Genomic DNA, 19,311 nt, shown 5'->3' on the forward strand with positions numbered 1-19,311 from the left:
CGGGCCTTTTTTACCTGCACTGTGTGCTATATCAGCCTAACAATCTTTCCATTGATAAATGCACAATGCCGGCTTCCATAAACTCTTCACCAAATGGTGTAAAACCTAGTTTTGTATAAAAATCGACAGCTTGTTTTTGTGCCCCAAGATAAACACGCGAGCAGCCCTTTTCAGCGGCCGCGTCGATTAATGACAGCACAACTTTCGCCCCCAGCCCCTGACCTCTATAATCACGCAGAACTGCAATACGTCCGATATGTCCGTCTTCCAGCATGCGCCCGGTAGCGGCGGCTTTACCCTCAACAAACAGCAGAGCATGCAGCGCAGACTGATCATTACCGTCAAATTCAATCTCGGCATCTATGCCCTGCTCTTTAATAAAAACACTCTCTCGAATGAAACGAATAGACTGTTTATTTTCACTGTCAAAAGCGACATTTTTTACTGCTGACATTATTTCCCCTTGCAATACACATTTAAATTCACAGATGCTGCTTAGGCTGACTTTACTATGTTTAATCCTGTATTCAAACCCGTAAGTTTATTCAGCACTATAAGGAAAGATACTTACCTGAAGGTGTTTAATTCAGGCTCTGCGCAAACGGCTGTAAATTTCGGACTCCACAAAAAATCGTATAACACTTATGTTATACAACATATAGAAATAATACGTTAGTTTAATACCTTTATCCTCTCTAAACTGGCTTTGTATTTACAGATAACCAGTTTAAAGAGAGGATAATAAAATGAAAAAATCAATCATAGCCGCAGCAGTTTTACTCAGCCCGTTTATACTTTCTGCGCATGTTTTACCCGATTTAGAAACGAAAGTTTACCATGATGTGGAGTTTTCTAAGGGTGATAATCCGTACAAAGTAAAACGTTATGTGCCGGAGTATTTCAAAAATCACAGCAGGCATTTTGAAGAAAACTTTTTCCAGCACCCGAGTGCGCCAATCTGGACGATTATTCCAGACAATGCTTTTGCTACCATACATGTGATTGATGCGCCGGAAGGCCTGATTATTGTCGATACCGGTTTAAATGAGCCGTCAATGCGGCCCGTAGTTGAGAAAATAAAAAAATTATCGGACAAACCGATTAAAGCGGTGATTTATACCCATCCACATGCTGACCATACTGGCGGTGTGGGTGCCTTTATCACACAGGAGCAGGTTAACAGCGGCGAAGTGGAAGTGATTGCCGATGCTAAATTTGTTGAAGCATTTATTTCTGAAAATGCGGCAACCGGCCCGGTGATGGCGCAGCGCGCAGTCGCAATGTACGGCGCCTTATTACAGCCTGAAGATCGTGAAGATTATACTATCGGCTGCTGCGGTCATATGACTCAAGGCGCCACTTCATTTATTGCGCCAACCTATACTATTGAAGAGCAGGAAACCCGCAAAGTGGCGGGATTAGAGTTAACCTTTGTTCATTCTGGTGGTGAAAACTCAGCACATATGGTGATCTATGCACCTGAATATAACACCGTGTTTACCGGTGATGAACTGCAGGGCCCGGCGGCGCCGCAGCTGCATTCACCACGCGGTACCAAATTCCGTGATACTAATGCCTGGGTAGCTGCCATTGATAATATTCGAGGTTTAGATCCTGAACATCTACTGCCTGGTCATGGCCGCCCGGAATACGGCCGCGATAAAGTAGAAAAGATCTTAACCGTTTACCGTGATTCAATGCAGTACCAGCATGATCAGGCAATCCGCCTAATTAACCAGGGTAAAGGCCCGGATCAGCTGGCTAATGAGATTAAAATTCCTGATTATTTAACCCTGGATCCGTTTACGGTAGAAACCTACGGTAATGTCGCCACCAATGTACGCTCTTTTTACAGCGGTTATATTTCCTGGTTTGACGGCAATCCGGCGAATTTAGAGCCGCTGCCGGAAGTTGAGTCAGCGAACAAATTAATCACAGCCATGGGCGGCCGCAATCAGGTGGTGAAATTAGCTGAAAAAGCACTGCAGGACGGTGAAATAAAATGGTCGGTTGAGCTTTCAGACAAACTGGTGCGTGTTGATAACAATGACCAGCAGGCGCGTCATCTCAAAGCGGCAGGTTTACGTCATTTAGGTTATGCCTCTATTAACTCTTCTAATCGCGGCTTTTACCTAACGGCAGCCGATGAACTGGACGGACTTTTAGATATGAATATGGTCAAAAATATAGCGCAAAGCATGGTTGCTAATCCTAAGATGATCAGCGGCATGTCAACCAGCAGCTTAATGGACAGCCTGCGTTATAAAGTCAGACCTGAAGTTATCGGCGGCACGGAAACGGTTTATCAGTTTAATTTCAGCGACAGCGGCGAGACTTTTACTGTTCACCTTCGTAACGGCATTGTCGAAGTTATCCAGGGGAAAAGTGAGAGTGATGTAACAGTTCTTACAGCTAGAGCTGAATTTGATAAATTATTCTATCAAGATAACACCATGCTTAACGACCTTGGTAAAGTCATAGGTAAAAAAGGGGATATTCAACGCTTTGATAATGCCTTTGATTTCACTTTTTTCCCATACAGCTACGGGTTGAAATAACGGTCTTTTAATTGAAAAACCTAAAATAGTCAGGAGCCTGCGGGCTCCTTTATTTGGAGTATATATGCCGCAGGTAAACCTTAATCTTTTAGATCTTAATTTATTAAAAGTGTTTAAGGTGTTACTTGAAGAGCGCAGCACAGTAAAAGCCGCCGAACGTTTACATATGGCACAGCCTTCCGTCAGCCGCAGTTTAAAAAGATTAAGAGAGCAGTTTGATGACCAGCTGTTTGTTCCCTCAAGCCAGGGGTTATTACTCACCGCCAGGTGTGAGATTTTAAGCCGCAGCATTCCTTCTTTGTTAAACGATCTGTCACAAGCGATAGAGAGCAGTTATGAGTTTAATCCTGCAGAAAAAATCGATAAGCTGGTATTAGCAGTTAACCCCTTATTAGGACAAAGCCTGCCCGCTGAAATTTTTTTAATGCTGCAGCAGAAAGCACCGAATATAGAGTTTTCAACAGAAATCTGGAATAACCAGACCCTTGACAAATTAAGTACAGGTCAAATCCTGATCGGCATTAATTACAGCCCTCTGCAGACCAAGAAAGAGATAATAAGCACGCTGCTCGCAGTTGATAATTTTAAAGCCTGCATATCTCAATCACATCCGTTAACCCGCCTGGTAAACCCGACCCTCAAAGATATTGCCCGCTACCCGATAGCCACTGCTATTGCCCCTGACTGGAATCAGCATAAAACACTTATTGAAGAGGTCTTTGAGCAGTTCGGACTATCCCTGATACAGGGGTTCCGCTCTGAAATCATCGCCAACATTGCCCAGGTCACTGCATTAAGCGAGCAGATATTTCCTACCTCGGAGCTTTATGACAGCCGGGACCTTGCTCTGGTCGATTTTCGTCTGCATGAATTCGATAAAACATTCGCTAAAGCCATTCATCTTTACGGCCATTACCGACACCGCCATGATCCCTATTATCAGTGGCTGAATAATGAAATTCAGCAGATTGTTAATAACATAATGAAGCGCACTGCAGCGTACAGTTAATTAGTAACAATCAAGAAGATGCAGAGTTATATCCACTTTATCATCATCTAATAATCAATATGTTATATTTTTTATAACTAGAAAATTAAATTCTTCCCAGCCCGAGCGAAAAGCGCTGAATAATGCGCTTTCCGGCATTATTCAGCGTCCATAAATACGCGCCTCAGACACAAGAAGATGCTATTGTTATAGTGTATTTTACTAGTGGTCAGCGTCAGTTTTATCCTGAGCAGTCTCTTCCTATATAACGGCCCTAACATTGGGATATTTATTTTGCCGAAAAATATCTTAACTTTTTGCTTAATAGTGCTGCTGAGTTTTGTCTTTTCCGGGCAGCTGCGCGCAGAGCAGATCTCTATCGGCATTAGTTTTTCAATCCCTCCCTGGGTAATCAAGGAAACTGAGACGGGATTAGAGCTGGACATACTCAAAGAAGCATTTGCAGTTAAAGGACACAGCATAAAAGCACACTACCTGCCCCTGGCCAGAGCTTTCGAGTCATTTGATTCCGGCAAGGTTGAGGCAGTAATTAATGTTAAAAAAGGCATGGTAAACGGCTTTTATTCAGATCTGGTGGTCAGTTTTCAAAATTGTGCAATAAGCTTAGCCGACAACGAATTTGTCATTAATGACATTAATGACCTGCAGGACAAACGTATTGTTGCCTTTCAAAGGGCATCAACAATATTAGGTAAAGACTTCAAAAACATGACCTTGAAAAATACACGTTATAGAGAGATTTCGGATCAGTCGCTGCAGGTAAAACAGCTGTTCAAAAAACGTGTAGATGTGGTTATTTCAGAAAAGAATATTTTCAAGTATTTTCATAATCAGTCTCTGCTGGAATCCTTAAACGGTGAAGCTGTCTTCGGTATTAACGCCTCAGATCTGGATCTGAAAGTTAAATACGATTGTATATTTCCTCCTTCCCATTACCATTATGCATTTACTTCAGAAAAAATTCGCGATGATTTTAATTACGGCTTAAAAACCATACGTGAAAACGGCACGTACAACAAAATTTTCAGTAACTATGCACACACAATAGAAACAACTCCAACCAGCAGCACCCAGCGGCCTTAGATGCCGGAAAATATCGGCTGTTTAAATTGTAAATACAATTTCAGCATTAATCATGCTCTGCTTTACAAGCAGAGCATCTGCCGGCGCGTTATTACCTACCTTTCGGCGGCGCTGTTAAATCTATTTTGTAAATTGCAAAACCGAGATCATCAACAGCCACTTTGTGCATATCTCTCTGCTTAAACTGCTCAATAAATTCAGCTGCTTTTTCCGTATTTTGTGTTTCAAAACGTATATCCAGCGCTGTTTCCGTATCAATCGTTTTAAAACTCCAGTTATGATCCGCTTCTGTCGTCACCTGTCCTTTGGCAGCCGTTTGTGCAGTGATATAGTTTGACAGCACAGTGCGGTTCTCATCCGGCAGTTCAAGCACTACATGGTCAAATCCGGTACCGGCAAAACTGCCTCCGAAGGCACGGTAATTATTCACCCCGACAAGGAATTCCATCGCGGCTAACTTATCACCCGTGTACTTTGTGCCGTCTTCTGCTGTATAGGTTAAACCAGAAATACGCTCTGCGCCTTCATTACCCGGCACCAGCGTACAGCTGCTGTCGAACTTATTCGGCTGAGTAACATCAATCTGATAAGTAACACCGTCGATCACGTCATAATTATAAGTCGGATGACCAGCATAATTAATTAACGCCTGCGGTTTACTGCTGCCAGGATCAATTTGATTAAACTGGTTTGCACTGCATTCCAGCCAGTCTTTAACCTCAGCACCTGTCGCTTTTACAACTACCATGGTATTTGGATAAAGATATAAATCGGCCGCATTTTTATAGGTTAGCTGACCTTTATCAACCTGCACGTACTGATCCGCATCACTCGAGGTACCATGACGGCCGCCGGCTTTAAATGGAGCAGCGGCAGAAAGTACCGGTAAATCTTTAAGTGCAGGCATGTTAGCTATCTGCTCTTTTACTTTATCGATCTGCGCATCAGCCACTATCTGCACCGTAGGATCATCCTGAACCAGTGTCAAGAAGCTGTACATATTGCCCGATGCTTTACCAATAGGCTGGGAGACAAAGTTAAGCGTTTCCTGATGTTCTGTTTTGACCGCATCACGCAGAGCCTGATCGGCTTCAACAAGCGGCTTATCTTTAAAAATCGGGCGCGCTTCTGAGTGCGAATCAACTACTGACCATTTGCCCTCTTTCAGTTCAACTTTAAGATCAACAACGCCGAGGTTATCACCCCAGCGGCCCGGCATAACAGCAGCAACACCGTTTAAGGTACCTTTTTCGATATCAGCATTGGGGACATCAGCATATTTTGGCGCCGGGAAAATAGAGTGGCTGTGACCGAACATAATTGCATCAATACCATCCACCAGACTCAGTGCATAAGTTGCATTTTCTGCATTAATCTCACCCGGGTTTTCCGGCGTTCCGATACCGGAGTGCGGAATAGCAATAATAATATCTGCACCCTGCGCTTTCATCTCAGGTATAAACTTATTAGCACTTGCAATGATGTCATCCGCACGTACTTTGCCCTCTAAATGTTTTTTATCCCACTGAAGAATCTGCGGCGGCACAAAACCGATATAACCGATTTTCATGATGTGCTTATTACCGTCAGTATCAAGCACTTCTTTTTCCTGAATCAGATAAGGGGTAAATAAATTATCACCGCGTTCCAGGCCGTTCCAGCACTGCGAACTGTCACAGTAAACATTTGCGTTGATATAGGGGAACTGTGCACCGGAAAGTGCTTTTTCCAGGAATTCTAAACCGTAGTTGAACTCATGATTACCGATATTACCCACGGCATAGTTAAGTGTATTCATTACCTTGTAGGCTGGATGAGTATCACCTTGAGCAACACCTAAATCTTTATTGTACTGATCAGCAACATAATCCGCCATTGGACTGCCTTGAAGCAGATCGCCGTTGTCCACTAACACAAAGTTATCACTTTCTGCACCAGCCGCACGGATCAGACTCGCAGTACGAGTCAGGCCGATAGTCGGATCTTCTTTGCCGCTGTAATAGTTGAAATCCATAATATTGGCGTGCAGATCCGTGGTTTCTAAAATTCGCAGATCAACCTGCACCGGCTCTTCATCACTGCTCAAGCTGCATGCAGACAGCCCCAGTGTTGATGTAATAACCACTGCTAATACTTTTTTATTAAACATATCAATCATTCTCTTATTAATTAAACTTGAAAAACAATCACTAGCGATCATTTCTCAAACAGCTGATGTACCGATACCAGTTTAAGTCTGCATCTGTTCTGCTTAATGCTTCGTGTGCTAATCCCTTGACCCATTTCAGTACAAAGAGAAATAATCACAAACTCAATCAGTATGGATAATGAAACAACTAAGCCGCTTGGAAATACGTATTACGGTATTTCCAAGTGGCTTAGTACAAACAGCAGTTCATCATTTATTTAAAACATCCAATAGAGAAGCTTTATCCCTCTCTCTGGATCTGAATTTTGATTACATCATACTCGTCAATCTGAAGTCAATTTACTATAAAAAATCATACAAAAATTTCATATGCTGCTGCCTGACAGAATACTTTTTTACAACACAACAGCTGTTTACCATATCAACCGCCATAGTATATGATGACGCGCAACGAAAATAATAAACCAGCGGCTGTTAAGCCTGCGAACGGAGTAAACAATAAGTGAAAATAATTAACGGTCTTAAGGACATCATCGACAGTTTTGATACCTTTATTCTAGATCAATGGGGCGTGCTGCATAACGGCGGCGACGCTTTTGAACAAGCGGTTGAAACACTGGAATTTCTGCACAAACATAATAAGAAAGTAGTGATCCTGTCTAACAGCGGCAATACCCACAATTTTTCTTACGCCCGTTTACAGGACTCTGGCATTCGCCGCGATTTATATATCGACGTATTAACATCCGGGGACCATATGCGTCATAATTTTAACTCCGGAAAATTTAAGCACCTCGGGACAAAGCCCCTGTTTTTCACCTGGGAAGAGAGTACAACTGTGCTTGAAGAGTGCGGGTTAAGCCGTGCATCTGTTGAAAATGCATCCTTTGTACTCTGCTATGGTGTCAGCCGTCCTGAGCTTTCCGACTATATGGATGATCTTAAGGCAGCCCGCGCACGTAATCTTGAATTAGTGGTCAGTAATCCCGATCTGGTGGCTATGACACCTGAGGGTTCATTAAAAATGTGTCCGGGCTCCATTGCTAAAGCTTATCAGGATATGGGCGGCACAGTACACTGGCACGGCAAACCGCAGCCGGATATCTACGCGATGTGCAGAGAACTGGTCGGCGGATGGGAGAACGCCATAGCTGTAGGCGACAGCATGGAACACGATATGGCCGGTGCGGATAACGCAGGAATATCAAGCCTGTTTATTACTAGCGGTATTCATGCACAAGAGATCACGGATCAGCAAAGCATTAGTGATTTAAGTGCTGAGTACGCCGTTAATCCCAGCTTTTATATTGACTGGTTTAAAGTTTAAATAAACAGAGTACAAACAAAGAACGGTGACTAAAGATCACCGTTCTTTCCTGCCTTCGATATATATAATCAAGATTAAAGCGGCTCAAAGATTGCTTTAAATTTCTTTCCGGTTACAATTCACTGTATATTTAATCAGTTATTATAGACACTTGCAGGTGACTAGGAAAACATGTCATTTAATAAACCCATAAAACCCGCCAAAGATATTGACGGCGTACGCAGATCCGCCTTCTGGCATCTGGGTCGGCGCGATCATAGCGAAAAAGAGCTGCGGGAAAAAATCTCCCGCAAAACCGACAATCAGCAGTGGATTGAAACGGTTATCAGCGAGTGTCTTGACAATAATTATTTAAATGATGCCCGTTTTATAGAAAATTTTATCCGCTCAGCACAAAACAGAGGATTCGGCCTTAACCGCATTAAACGGGATCTGCAGAACAAAGGTATTAGTTTAAATGAACTTGCTGATATCTTTGAAAACAGCATTCATGATTATGTAAACTGTGCCGTAAGGCTCTTGTCGGACAAATATAAACAGCGCCTTGCTAATCAGCACCTGAAACAAAAAGCAATGGCTTTTCTACAGGGTAAAGGGCATGATTTCAATGATATATTCAGCGCTATTGAAATACATAATGAAGCATTCCCGGAAGAAGAGTGTGTTGATATAAACGAGGCGGTGCGGCTCCTGTCTCGTAAATTTAAGACAGAAATTATTGAGCGTAAACAGCACGATAAAGCGATGCGTTTTTTAGTATCAAGAGGTTATACATTCAGTGATACCCAGGATGCAGTTAAAGAATTCAATAAACAGATGCATGAAGCTGAGCAGTAAATAGTACAAACAGCAGGATAAGTTAATGGCGAAGGCAAAAACAAAAATCGCATATGTATGCAGTGAATGCGGTGCAGATTATAAAAAATGGCAGGGTCAGTGTGTCGAATGCAAATCGTGGAATACCGTCACTGAGTTTAGAGAAGCATCAGCAGCGACAAAGTCGGTTAATGCGGCAGTAAACCGTGTTAAAAGCGGTGGTTATGCCGGTGTTTCCAGCAGCGGCGTGCAGCGGATTTCCGGTGTACAGGTTGAAAATGCAGCTCGTGTAACAACCGGTCTGTCAGAACTGGACCGTGTTTTAGGCGGCGGTATCACACTGGGCTCAGTAGTGCTGATCAGCGGCGATCCGGGTTCAGGTAAAACTACCCTGCTCACCAAGGTGGCCGAAGTGATGTCGCAGTCTATGCCGACTCTCTATGTGACCGCCGAAGAAAGTCTCAGCCAGTGGGCGAAACGCGGCATTGAACGCTTAAAACTCAACTTTAATGAAGATAACTTTTTATTGTCTGATACCGACAGTGTTGAAGATATTGTTGATCAGTGTGTCGAAAATAATATCAAGTTTCTGATTGCCGATTCAATCCAGGCGTTTGAATCAACTGCCGTAGACGGCTCTGCCGGCGGTGTTACCCAGGTTAAAACCTGTGCCAAAATCTTAAACAGATTATGTAAGCAGCATGGTATTACCCTTATTTTAGTCGGCCAGGTAAATAAAAACTCACAGATGGCCGGCCCGCAGACCTTAAAACATATTATTGATACCGCCGTTCATATTGAAGTAAATGATGCTTCGGTACGTATTTTACGTGCGGATAAGAACCGTTTCGGTGATACCGAGCAGGTAGGCATTTTCCAAATGACCGAAAAAGGCATGCTCTCCGTTGACAACCCGAGCCGCCTCTTCCTTTCCGGCAGTGAAGAGCATTTTGAGGGCTCCGCCATCTCGGTGATTAAAGACGGCGCGCGCAATCTGCTGATTGAGATTCAGGCGTTAGCAACCGAGGTAGAAGGCGAAAAATCTATCCGTAACTGTATCGGCGTTTCCTACAGCCGCTTGTCTCTTATTACTGCGGTATTAAAAAAACACGGCGGCATTCCTACCTATTACGATATTAATATCAGTCTGGTCGGCGGCCTGAAAATGGCCGATTCTGAAACATCAACTGATATGGCTGTGACAGCTGCCCTGCTCAGCTCTATTAACTCCAGACCGCTGCCGGAAGATTCAGTATTTATCGGCGAACTGGCTCTAACCGGCGAGTTACGTCAGATACCGCAGATTGTACCGCGTGTGCGCGAAGCATTAAGCCATGGTAAAAAACAGATCTATATTCCTGCAGTGGCTTATCATAAATCGATGCAGCAGTTCGTAAAAGCTGAGCAGTCCGTGATCCCGCTTAAAAACGTTAAGGACTTAATTGAAGCGCTGAATTAATAACATAGACAAGGCACCATGCCGGTGCCCTTGTTAAGACTCAAGCACATGATTTTAAAAACAATAATCTCTACTGTTTTTTTTGTCGGATTATTTTACAAAAGTAAAAACAAGCTAAGCAATTGATTTATTGAAAAAACATAAGAAAAGCTCGTTAATCTACTGATATCTTAGTGCGTAACTATTTTAAAATTTTACAGTTTTACTCTTTATCGGCGCATCTCACTCGGCCTAACTTCTATTAATTAACTCTAAGGATTTGATCTGTATCAATTTAATAATTATGGCCTAACGATTGCAAAAGTTTACTGATGAGCATTGCAGGGTGTAATGCTTATGCAAACGTAGGAGCTTAACTGATGAATAAAAAACTACATTTAGCAGCAGGTTTAGCATTGTCATTTGCAGTGAGCAATACTCAGGCAGTTGTTATCACAGATATGGTTGGTGATCTCGATTGTTTAGGCGGCGCAATTGTCTGTGGAGCAACCTCATTTTCAGGTCCTTTTGATAACAGGTCCCCGGCAGAGCTTGCAGCCACCGACGGCGCTCAGCATACTGACTATGCAACTCATTCATTTGGCACTTGGTTAGGTAACCCGACTTTTAACCACAGTTATTCAGTTTTCAGCAGCATTGCCTCGGCAACATGGGAAGTGGGTGTCGGCGGTGTACAGAGCCTTAATGACAGACTGTATTTAGACGGAACGCTGTTTGCAAGCGGCGCGCAGATCCCCGATCAAGGACCTAATGGTTATGGTATTTTAAGTTACGCGCTAACCGGCGCTTCACTGACCGCTCTTCTTGACGGCAGCGGCTCGTTCAGATTTAATCTAAACTCCAATACCAGCGGTGAGCCAGTTGTCTTTGACTACAGTAAACTCACTATTACCGGTACCCTTCGTGACGGCAACGTACCAGAGCCTGCAGCGTCCGCACTTTTAGGCTTAGCTTTATTAGGCTTTGTCTTAATAAGACGCAGAAGAACTTAATCTCTTAATGTGGGAGTTTACTCCCACTTTTTCTGCCACAGTTAAAAGAAAACCTCCCGCTCATTAACCTTCTCCCATTATACAGCCGTAAAAACTATATTATGCGCAATGCAGTTTTCATATAGTGCAGCTGCATTACGAAGAATAAATGCAGTTTTTACCGCTTTTTTTAGCCTTATATAAGGCTTCATCTGCTTTTTTAAGCAGCTCCGCACTGTTTAAGTTTTCCTGATAACAGCTGCCGGCAATACCGATACTCATGGTGATGTGTGGAGCTGCGCGGTTTCCTTCATGCGGGATATTCAAAGCATTAACTTCAGCAAGCACCTCCGCCGCCATTTTCTGCGCACCATCGGGTGTTGTATTAGGTAAAATGAACAGAAACTCTTCGCCGCCGTATCGCGCAATAAAATCAGTAGAGCGCCTTTTGCAGCGCAGCAGGGCAGCACTTACCTGCTTCAGACAGTCATCTCCTGCTAAATGACCATAAATATCGTTGTATCTTTTGAAATAATCAATATCCATTATCAGTACCGCCACAGGCAGCTGATTTCTCACGGCACTCTGTAATTCCTGATCCAGCCTCTGATCTAAAGCGCGCCGGTTAAACAACCCCGTTAAACCGTCAGTTAAAGACAGATCCCGTAATATCTTCTTCTGCTCTTCGACTTTAGCAGCAAAAAAATTAAATGCTTCCGCCATATCAGAAATTTCATCGTTACCGCTGACATCAAATTCGACCTTATCGCCTTTGAGGCGGGCAATAACATGGTTATTAAGTAAAACAACACGTTCAACAAAACGCCTTTTAATAAAATAAATAACAGCAAAAAGAACAAATAAAACCAATAACGAAGCTGCATTCATTAGTTTTGTTTCAGCTGAAGCTTTCTCGGTTATCGAATTTGTATCAGCAATCACTGCTTCATTAATCTGATAAGACTTAAATTCGGCCACGCGGGAAAAATCATCAAGCAGATTTTTCACAAAATGCTCTCGTCCGATAACACGCCCGTTAATGCGCAGCTGCTCAATTTTCAGCTGCAGCAGGCCGTTTTCGGCAAACAGCAGCAGACGCAGCTGTGCAGTTAAAGATTCAGCGCTTGTGCGGCTGGACTGCGGCAGAGAAATAATATCTTTCTCAAGTAAAAATATTTTATTTTCTATCTGACGATAAATCTGCCTTACTTCCTGTAATCTAAGCTTTATTAATGTTTTACTGGCTAAAGTTATCATCTCTGAATAAGCCGATGTCCAGGTCGTGCCCGCTGAATTTTTGTTTACCTGCGGTGACAGCCTGAACATTTTTTCATGAAGTACATACATAGTGTTCTGAGCTTCTATTATCTGCTCCTGAACAGCGAGTTTCTGCTTAACCAGCAGTTGTAAACTAGAAAACTCATTACTGATAACATTCAGCTGAGTACCCAAATAAACATTTCCGTCCTGTTCATTTATCTGCTTTTGAATGCTCTGCACCTTATTATCGATGCTTTGTTTTGCCATACGCAGGGTTACATCATTAGCAGCATAAGCCAGACGGCTGCTTAAATGAAGCAGCTCATTGATCTGGTTGTGCAGGTTCCTTGAATAGGTGATTTCTGGAAAAGAGTCTTCTGTAATACCGGTTAAAATAGACTGAAAACCAAGCAGACGGTAATGTGATAAAGTCATTGCGCTTATAAATAAAAAAACAATGCAGATAAATGCACTGCTGATAACGGCGGCCAGGGAGCATCGACGCCCGCGAGATGAACGTGAGAGCGGCTGCAGAGAAGGCTCCTGCTCGACTGGCGGCGGCATTTTTTTTCTGCTGTTCATGGCTGACCCGCCGGCTGTTTCACGATATCTATCATTCTAGATTCTATTTTCGGGAAAATACTGTTGGTTAAACGCAGCTCGTTAATCAGTATGTCTGACAACAGTTTTGACATCTGCTGATTATAGGTAAGCGGGACATTATGCCTAAACCTCTGATAACCGTCTCCGCCTCTGGCAATATAAGATGAAGTAGCCAGTTTATAGCGCTTTAAGGGCTGCAGAGGGCTGTTATTAATCTCGACAGAAATAACGCGGTCACCAGCAGCAGCCTGAGAATCATAAACAACTTTCATACCCGAGATCTGCGGAAAGCGGCCTTTAATATTTTCAATTTGTGAAAAACCATTTTCTAATACCGCTAATAACTGCATTCCAGTAACTTCTAATAAAACCACTGTGTCACGATAAGGAAGCATTTTGACAATATCCCTTCTACTAATTTGACTGTTTTTCGGATAAAAACTGTCGCCTCGAACCGCGCCGCCGTTAAGCAGTGCAATATCAGCGCCGCTATGCTTTTTCATTAAATCGGTCACTAAATTGCCCAGGGCATTTTCTTTAGTGCGCAAACCTACTGTAGATGTATCAATATCTGTTCTGGTAACTCCGATTATTTCATCAAGCAGTAAATCTAAACGGCTGCTGTAATTCTTTATCTGCTGCTGCACAGCTGAATTTTTCGGGTATAAGGCAAGTTTCTCTGCCTGCCACTGCACAGTTAATGTCTGCGGCAGCTTGCTCTGCCAGCTTAATTCAATAACAGCGGCCTGAGCAGTTTCTGCTAAAAATATCTGCTTAGCATGCTTCTGCGCCTTTTCTGCAGTTAATAGGCTGCTGTCATTATTATTTCGTAAAACCAGGTCCACCATGCCGTTTTTTAAAAAATCAATGCAGTTAAGTTCCGTACCTCGATAATGTATAATGATAAGATCCGCTCCCAAGCTGCGTAATTTTTCTGCTTCGGCAGCAACAATCAACTGCGGATCTTTCACACTGATTCGTGTTAAATTGTAGGTTTCAAGTACCCCCTCATCCATTAACGATATAAAGCCCAGCTTATATCGCCCCTGCTGCAGTATTACTGAATTAAGTACTCCGTCGAGATTCTGCCCGGAAGCTGTTTCAATAATATTACTCTGCACAATAGGAAAAGCAGCCTCATAGGTGCGCAGAGACAATTCATCTTCAGAAAACGCAAAATCACCATTGCTGGCCCCCATCACATCGGGCTCTAAGCTGTTGAGCAGATCAATAATATGGGTGCCGTGATCAAAGGAAGATAAAATACTCGGAAAAAGACTGTTGCCGCCGAAAATAAAAAAAACTGCCGTCGGCTTTTTTCTGTGAATTTCTAATAACGATGCTAATTCAGCATAACCGCCTTTATCTTTAACGGCTATTTCCGTAAGCCCGCCGGTAAATATCAGAGTGACTTTTTCTGCACCGGCATAAACACTATTAATATAGAAAAAACTGATAAAGAGAAAAATAAATTTTGTCATGATAATTGATGCCGTTATTCCCTGAACGGTTTACCTGGATTTTTAGCCGGCTGGATCAACATGATTAAATACAGCCGGTAAGTACGCAGACAGCATACCCTTTTGAAAAATAATGACCATTTGATTGGTTATTTATCATTTGAATATAAGCAGGAGATCACTTACAGGGGTAAGTATAGTCATTAAACAGGTAATGCAGGAAGCGGCAGGTATACAAAATACTGTTCTTTCAGATATTAAAAAACCACAAAACAACAACAACAACAACAACAGTGTCCGGAGTTTATCTACCGGACACTGTCGTTTCGACTAGCCTGCGAATTTCCCCTGTCTTCTTATTAACAGACTAAACAGCAGGCACAAGCCGCCAAGCAGATAAGCACCTAAACAGGATAACCAGCCGACCTGAGCAAACACCATTAACGGCTGCTGCGCCGTCAGCAGCGTCAGCGGCATTGACATAATATCGTCGATGAAATCAGCCAGAGCTGTAAAAGAAAAAACATAACTGCAGAGAAATTCAAGCGTATAAGCTCCCACTACCACCACCAGCAAAGGAAAGTTACTTACCTGAGAAACGGCCAGCAGCAGACAGGCCAGCGGCAGCAGCGCTAAACTAACCAGAATCATTTTAGCCATAAACAGTAACCAGCTAAGCAGTGCTCCGAAAAATGAGACTTCCCCCAGCAGACTAATTAAATTCTGACCATTGGTTAATGAAATAAACCACAGTAACAGCTCGGCACTTAGGACCAGAGCCGAACAGATCAGCGGAATTAAAATCAATGCAAAGCCCAGCTTAACGGCATGAGTCAGTGCATCTGATACCGGCATACTGCGCCAGAACATCAGACTGCCCTCCTGGCGCTCTTTAAGAAACGTTTTTGCCAGATACATTATTGATAACAGCAGAGAAACAGCGCCGGCACTCATTGAGATGAAACTGCTAAGCCCCTGACTAAAGTCCGCTGACAGATCGCCCTGATAACTAAACTGCAGCGACATACTGTTAACGGAGTCACTATTAAACATTATCGAGCCCAGTATTAATAAGCCGAAAATCAGTAAAAAAAGCGGTAAACGGGTAACAATTTTATGTTCAATGAGCTCTTTTTCAAGCATAAATAAACTTGGATGCATTACGCGCCCTCCTTTTGAAGTGCAATAAAGATTTCCTGCAGGGTCGGATTTATAATTTCTCCCAGCTCTTCTGCCTGTGAGCGGTACTCACTTCTGAGCAGCCATTTACTGCTGCCGAGACCAGCTTGAGAAGAGATCGGCGCCATCTGCTTAATGGCCTCCTGATGCTGATGCACTGCATCAACAATAAAATACTGAGCATGCAACGAGTCCATATCGCCCTGCAGCACAACTTTCCCCTGCTTGAGCATTAGTACATCGGTGAGCAGGTGTTCAATTTCATTAACTTCATGACTGGCAATAATTAGGGCACGTTCACCATCATGAAACCACTCGATAAGATGACGATAAAAGGTGTCACGATAAATAAGATCCAAACCTAAGGTCGGCTCATCAAGAATTAAAACCTTAGTATCAGTAGCAATAATAATAGACAGATGCAGCTGCACCTTCATACCTTTAGACAGAGCGCCGATTTTCGTGCGCAGTGCTATCTGTGTACTGCTGAGTAACTCTTTAGCTTTACTGATATCAAAACTCGGGTGCACACCGCTGGTGTAGCGTAAAATCTGTGCAACTGTCATCCACTCCGGTAATACATTCACATCCGAAATATATGCCAGATGGCGCATTAACTCGGCACGCTGACTGACCGGATTTAAGCCGCAGACCCGAACTTCTCCCTGATGACGCAAAGAGCCCAGGAGCGCACCGATCAGCGAGGATTTTCCCGCACCATTATGCCCTAACAGGCCGAGTACCTGCCCGGCCTGCAGTTCAAAAGAAACATCTTTAACCGCCATGGTGGACTGGTACTTTTTAGTGATATGTGCAGCGCTGACTAATGTGCTCATTGGCTTTCCTCAATTTGTTTTTCTAACTCTTTAATAAAATCCTGCAAAGGCATATCAATCCGTTTCAGCAGCTGCACAATATTCGGGATGTCCCGGGTTAAAAACAACTGCTTTTTTTCCATTTTCAGTTTTTCAGCGGCGCCGGGTAAAACGAACATGCCCTGACCGCGTTTTTTTTCAATTAGGTTTTTATCAACCAGCAGCTGATAAGCTTTCATCACGGTCAGATGATTAATTTTCATATCTGCAGCAACAACTCTTACCGAAGGTAATGCACTCCCCTCCAGCCATACTCCAAGCAGAATCTGCTCTTCGATCAGCTCTTTTATTTGATGAAATATAGGTTGTTTATCATTCCAGTCGGTCATAGCGTCCCTGTTATGGTGTTATACTTATGTATAACACCATATCTCTAAGAGAAGCTGAATGCAAGCCTTACAGGAGATAAAAGAAGCGGAGAACAGAGTAGTGCATGAGGTAACGGTAAAAGGCGGCTGATAAAAAAACGGGCAGCAGCATAGGCTGTTACCCGTTATGATTTTTCCTACTCAGCATTAAAACAGCGCAGGCGGATAATTATTTACTATTTTAAGTAAAATTAATCCTGTTTCCATACATCAGATGAACCGGGGACATCCCCTTTTGTCCACCAGCTTGCCGTCCAGGTAAGTCCCTGATACAAGGCTTTATCACCACCGTTATAGGTTGTATCGGCAGACCACTCCAGCACAGCACCGTTAGTATCTGCTTTCCAGACATCTGATTTACCTGGGACATCACCCTGTGTCCACCATAGTGCGGTATATTCAACAGCATCGTAAATCACCTTGTCATCTGTATTATATACAGTTGCGGCATCCCATGTATTTTCACCGGGATCTTCCTGTTCTTTCACAGTAATAATACGCTCTTCAACCGTAGTCACATCTCCAGAATCTGTTACGCTGTAGGTTAAGCTGTAATCGCCGACAACGGCATTATCTACACTGCCGCTTACAATAACAGCATCTGTAAGGTCCCCGTCTTCACTGTCTGATGCACTCACACCGGCCATAGGATCAAAGACTTCATTAACAAAAATCGTTTCATCTTCAACGCCGATGATAACCGGAGGCTGGTTCACTAGAACATCCACATTTCTGACTTCTGTTGTAGTGTTCTTATCGGAGTCCGTGACACTGTAAGTGATTTCGTAACTGCCTGCGCTATTTTCATCCACAACACCCGTTACAATAATTGACTCCGTTAAATCACCGTCTTCTTCATCAGAAGCCGTGACACCGGCCATCTCATCAAATTCACTGCCAAGCTGAATACTGGTATCTTCTATGCCGGCTATTTCCGGGAAACCTTCATTCGGATCAACCGGCCCGTTATGAACAAATTCCGCGTAATCTTTAATAAACTGCTGATTGTATTCAGCGCCGCTGACATTCGTGCCCATATCCCAGTTAATTGACCAGCTCATAATACCATGCAGAGCCTGCCCGTCCTGCGCCATACGCGTCAGCCCCTGATAAATATCCTGTGGATTTTCAAATCCGGAAGCGGCAGCATCAATATTTGCAGGTGTTCCATAGACCAGACGATCATGCGGGATCTGACTATATCCGTCTATACCATTAGCTAAGGCGCGGCTCATATAATAGGGGAACTCGTCATGTTCACCTGTCATCCATATCCCCTGGCCGTTATTGTAGTCAGCAACCCATAAACCGTCTCCGCCCTGGTTATAAAACTGCGGGTTAATGAAATCATAATAACCTTCCAGTGCATCCAGATAAGGCAGATAAGCCCCGCCAACGGTCAGATAAGGAAATTCAGGCGCGGCTGTGATCATAAAGTTCTTGCCCTGCGCGCGGTAATGATCTTTAACAATAATCAGCGCGGCAGGAATAACACTCTGATTATCTCCAGCGGTAATAGCGGCCTGCTCCAGATCAATATCCAGACCGTCAAAGCCGTATTTTTCGGTCAGGCGGATAATTTCATCTGCAAAAGCCTGCTCATCACCAGTCTGCAGTTCTATATGAGCATCTGCGCCACCTAAGGCCAGCAGTACTGCACGTCCCTGTGAATTTATTTGTGAAATTTGAGCGATAAATTCTGCATCAGTTACACGGGGATCTAATACAAAAGTCGGAATTTTCTGCGGCGGATATGCCTTCATAAATGAAACATTCACCACATTCCAGGCGGCATGAACCTCGTCTAAATCTACCCAGGGAGCATTTCCTCCTTTATAACCAGCACCATCAGCCCAGTTATGCCAGTAACCGACTAATACATTACCCTGCGGATTAACCATGGCTTTGTCGGCGGCGGCGGCAGGCAGCGAAACACCTGCAGAAATTAACCCGGCTAACAGCAACTTTTTGAACGTTTTCATTGATTTAACTCCTAATATTGCAGATATGAGCCTGGATAATAGGGCAATATCTATAGGAATTCTCTCCAGCCTCCCTGTCTTTACACTTAATTTACACTTGCTTGTTACTCTTAACTTATTTACTTATATTTTTCAATTTTATGCTGCAGCTTAGTCTTATTAAACATAGGCTTACTTGTGTTATATGACACAGAAAATCATTTTCTAAAATA

Annotated in this window: 15 protein-coding genes; 7 read left to right on the plus strand and 8 right to left on the minus strand. The window is 43.3% G+C overall.

All coding sequences use genetic code 11. The features are described 5' to 3' along the window. Positions 1-31: 31 nt before the first annotated feature. Positions 32-454: a GNAT family N-acetyltransferase gene (locus G337_RS0104460; RefSeq protein ID WP_028862810.1), complete on the minus strand. Its 423-nt coding sequence runs from the start codon at positions 452-454 to the stop codon at positions 32-34. A 292-nt stretch (positions 455-746) separates the two neighbouring features. Here G337_RS0104460 and G337_RS25600 point away from each other — a divergent pair, with 292 nt between their 5' ends. From G337_RS25600 to G337_RS25605, 3 genes are all read left to right on the plus strand, one after another. Continuing rightward, complete coding sequence (locus tag G337_RS25600) at positions 747-2,558, plus strand: alkyl sulfatase dimerization domain-containing protein (protein WP_051302949.1); 1,812 nt, start codon at positions 747-749, stop codon at positions 2,556-2,558. Positions 2,559-2,622: 64 nt separating this feature from the next. Continuing rightward, on the plus strand, positions 2,623-3,567 hold the full coding sequence (locus G337_RS0104470; RefSeq protein ID WP_028862811.1) for a LysR family transcriptional regulator: 945 nt from the start codon (positions 2,623-2,625) through the stop codon (positions 3,565-3,567). Between the two features lie 273 nt (positions 3,568-3,840). Continuing rightward, a complete protein-coding gene (locus G337_RS25605) occupies positions 3,841-4,650 on the plus strand; it encodes a substrate-binding periplasmic protein (protein ID WP_051302952.1) in 810 nt (269 codons plus the stop codon). A gap of 91 nt (positions 4,651-4,741) precedes the next feature. Here G337_RS25605 and G337_RS0104480 read toward each other — a convergent pair whose 3' ends face one another. After that, positions 4,742-6,799, minus strand: a complete 2,058-nt coding sequence (locus tag G337_RS0104480; RefSeq protein WP_028862812.1) for a bifunctional 2',3'-cyclic-nucleotide 2'-phosphodiesterase/3'-nucleotidase — start codon at positions 6,797-6,799, stop codon at positions 4,742-4,744. Between the two features lie 502 nt (positions 6,800-7,301). On the opposite strand from G337_RS0104480, the gene G337_RS0104485 reads away from it, so the two are divergent. From G337_RS0104485 to G337_RS0104500, 4 genes are all read left to right on the plus strand, one after another. Next, on the plus strand, positions 7,302-8,126 hold the full coding sequence (locus G337_RS0104485; RefSeq protein ID WP_245597629.1) for a TIGR01459 family HAD-type hydrolase: 825 nt from the start codon (positions 7,302-7,304) through the stop codon (positions 8,124-8,126). Positions 8,127-8,297: 171 nt separating this feature from the next. Beyond that, a complete protein-coding gene (locus tag G337_RS0104490) occupies positions 8,298-8,963 on the plus strand; it encodes a regulatory protein RecX (RefSeq protein WP_028862814.1) in 666 nt (221 codons plus the stop codon). A gap of 25 nt (positions 8,964-8,988) precedes the next feature. Beyond that, positions 8,989-10,401: a DNA repair protein RadA gene (gene radA, locus G337_RS0104495; RefSeq protein ID WP_028862815.1), complete on the plus strand. Its 1,413-nt coding sequence runs from the start codon at positions 8,989-8,991 to the stop codon at positions 10,399-10,401. 359 nt (positions 10,402-10,760) lie between these two features. Continuing rightward, positions 10,761-11,393, plus strand: coding sequence for a PEP-CTERM sorting domain-containing protein (locus tag G337_RS0104500; RefSeq protein ID WP_028862816.1), 633 nt, complete (start codon positions 10,761-10,763; stop codon positions 11,391-11,393). A 135-nt stretch (positions 11,394-11,528) separates the two neighbouring features. Here G337_RS0104500 and G337_RS27560 read toward each other — a convergent pair whose 3' ends face one another. The 6 genes from G337_RS27560 to G337_RS25615 form a co-directional block, all read right to left on the minus strand. Continuing rightward, positions 11,529-13,214 (minus strand): diguanylate cyclase domain-containing protein, encoded by a 1,686-nt coding sequence (locus tag G337_RS27560; protein WP_051302954.1) that lies wholly within the window; start codon positions 13,212-13,214, stop codon positions 11,529-11,531. Beyond that, a complete protein-coding gene (locus G337_RS0104510) occupies positions 13,211-14,716 on the minus strand; it encodes a bifunctional metallophosphatase/5'-nucleotidase (RefSeq protein ID WP_051302956.1) in 1,506 nt (501 codons plus the stop codon). Before G337_RS0104510 ends, G337_RS27560 begins: the two co-directional genes overlap by 4 nt. Positions 14,717-15,025: 309 nt before the next feature. Further along, positions 15,026-15,856 (minus strand): hypothetical protein, encoded by an 831-nt coding sequence (locus G337_RS0104515; RefSeq protein WP_028862818.1) that lies wholly within the window; start codon positions 15,854-15,856, stop codon positions 15,026-15,028. After that, positions 15,856-16,710 (minus strand): ABC transporter ATP-binding protein, encoded by an 855-nt coding sequence (locus G337_RS0104520; RefSeq protein ID WP_028862819.1) that lies wholly within the window; start codon positions 16,708-16,710, stop codon positions 15,856-15,858. Before G337_RS0104520 ends, G337_RS0104515 begins: the two co-directional genes overlap by 1 nt. Then, complete coding sequence (locus tag G337_RS0104525; protein WP_028862820.1) at positions 16,707-17,078, minus strand: GntR family transcriptional regulator; 372 nt, start codon at positions 17,076-17,078, stop codon at positions 16,707-16,709. Before G337_RS0104525 ends, G337_RS0104520 begins: the two co-directional genes overlap by 4 nt. 230 nt (positions 17,079-17,308) lie before the next feature. Further along, positions 17,309-19,099 carry an immunoglobulin-like domain-containing protein gene (locus tag G337_RS25615; protein WP_051302958.1) on the minus strand — a complete coding sequence of 597 codons (1,791 nt, stop codon included), beginning with the start codon at positions 19,097-19,099 and terminating at the stop codon, positions 17,309-17,311. Between the last annotated feature and the right edge of the window lie 212 nt (positions 19,100-19,311).

Source organism: Psychromonas aquimarina ATCC BAA-1526, from assembly GCF_000428725.1.
GTDB lineage: Bacteria > Pseudomonadota > Gammaproteobacteria > Enterobacterales > Psychromonadaceae > Psychromonas > Psychromonas aquimarina.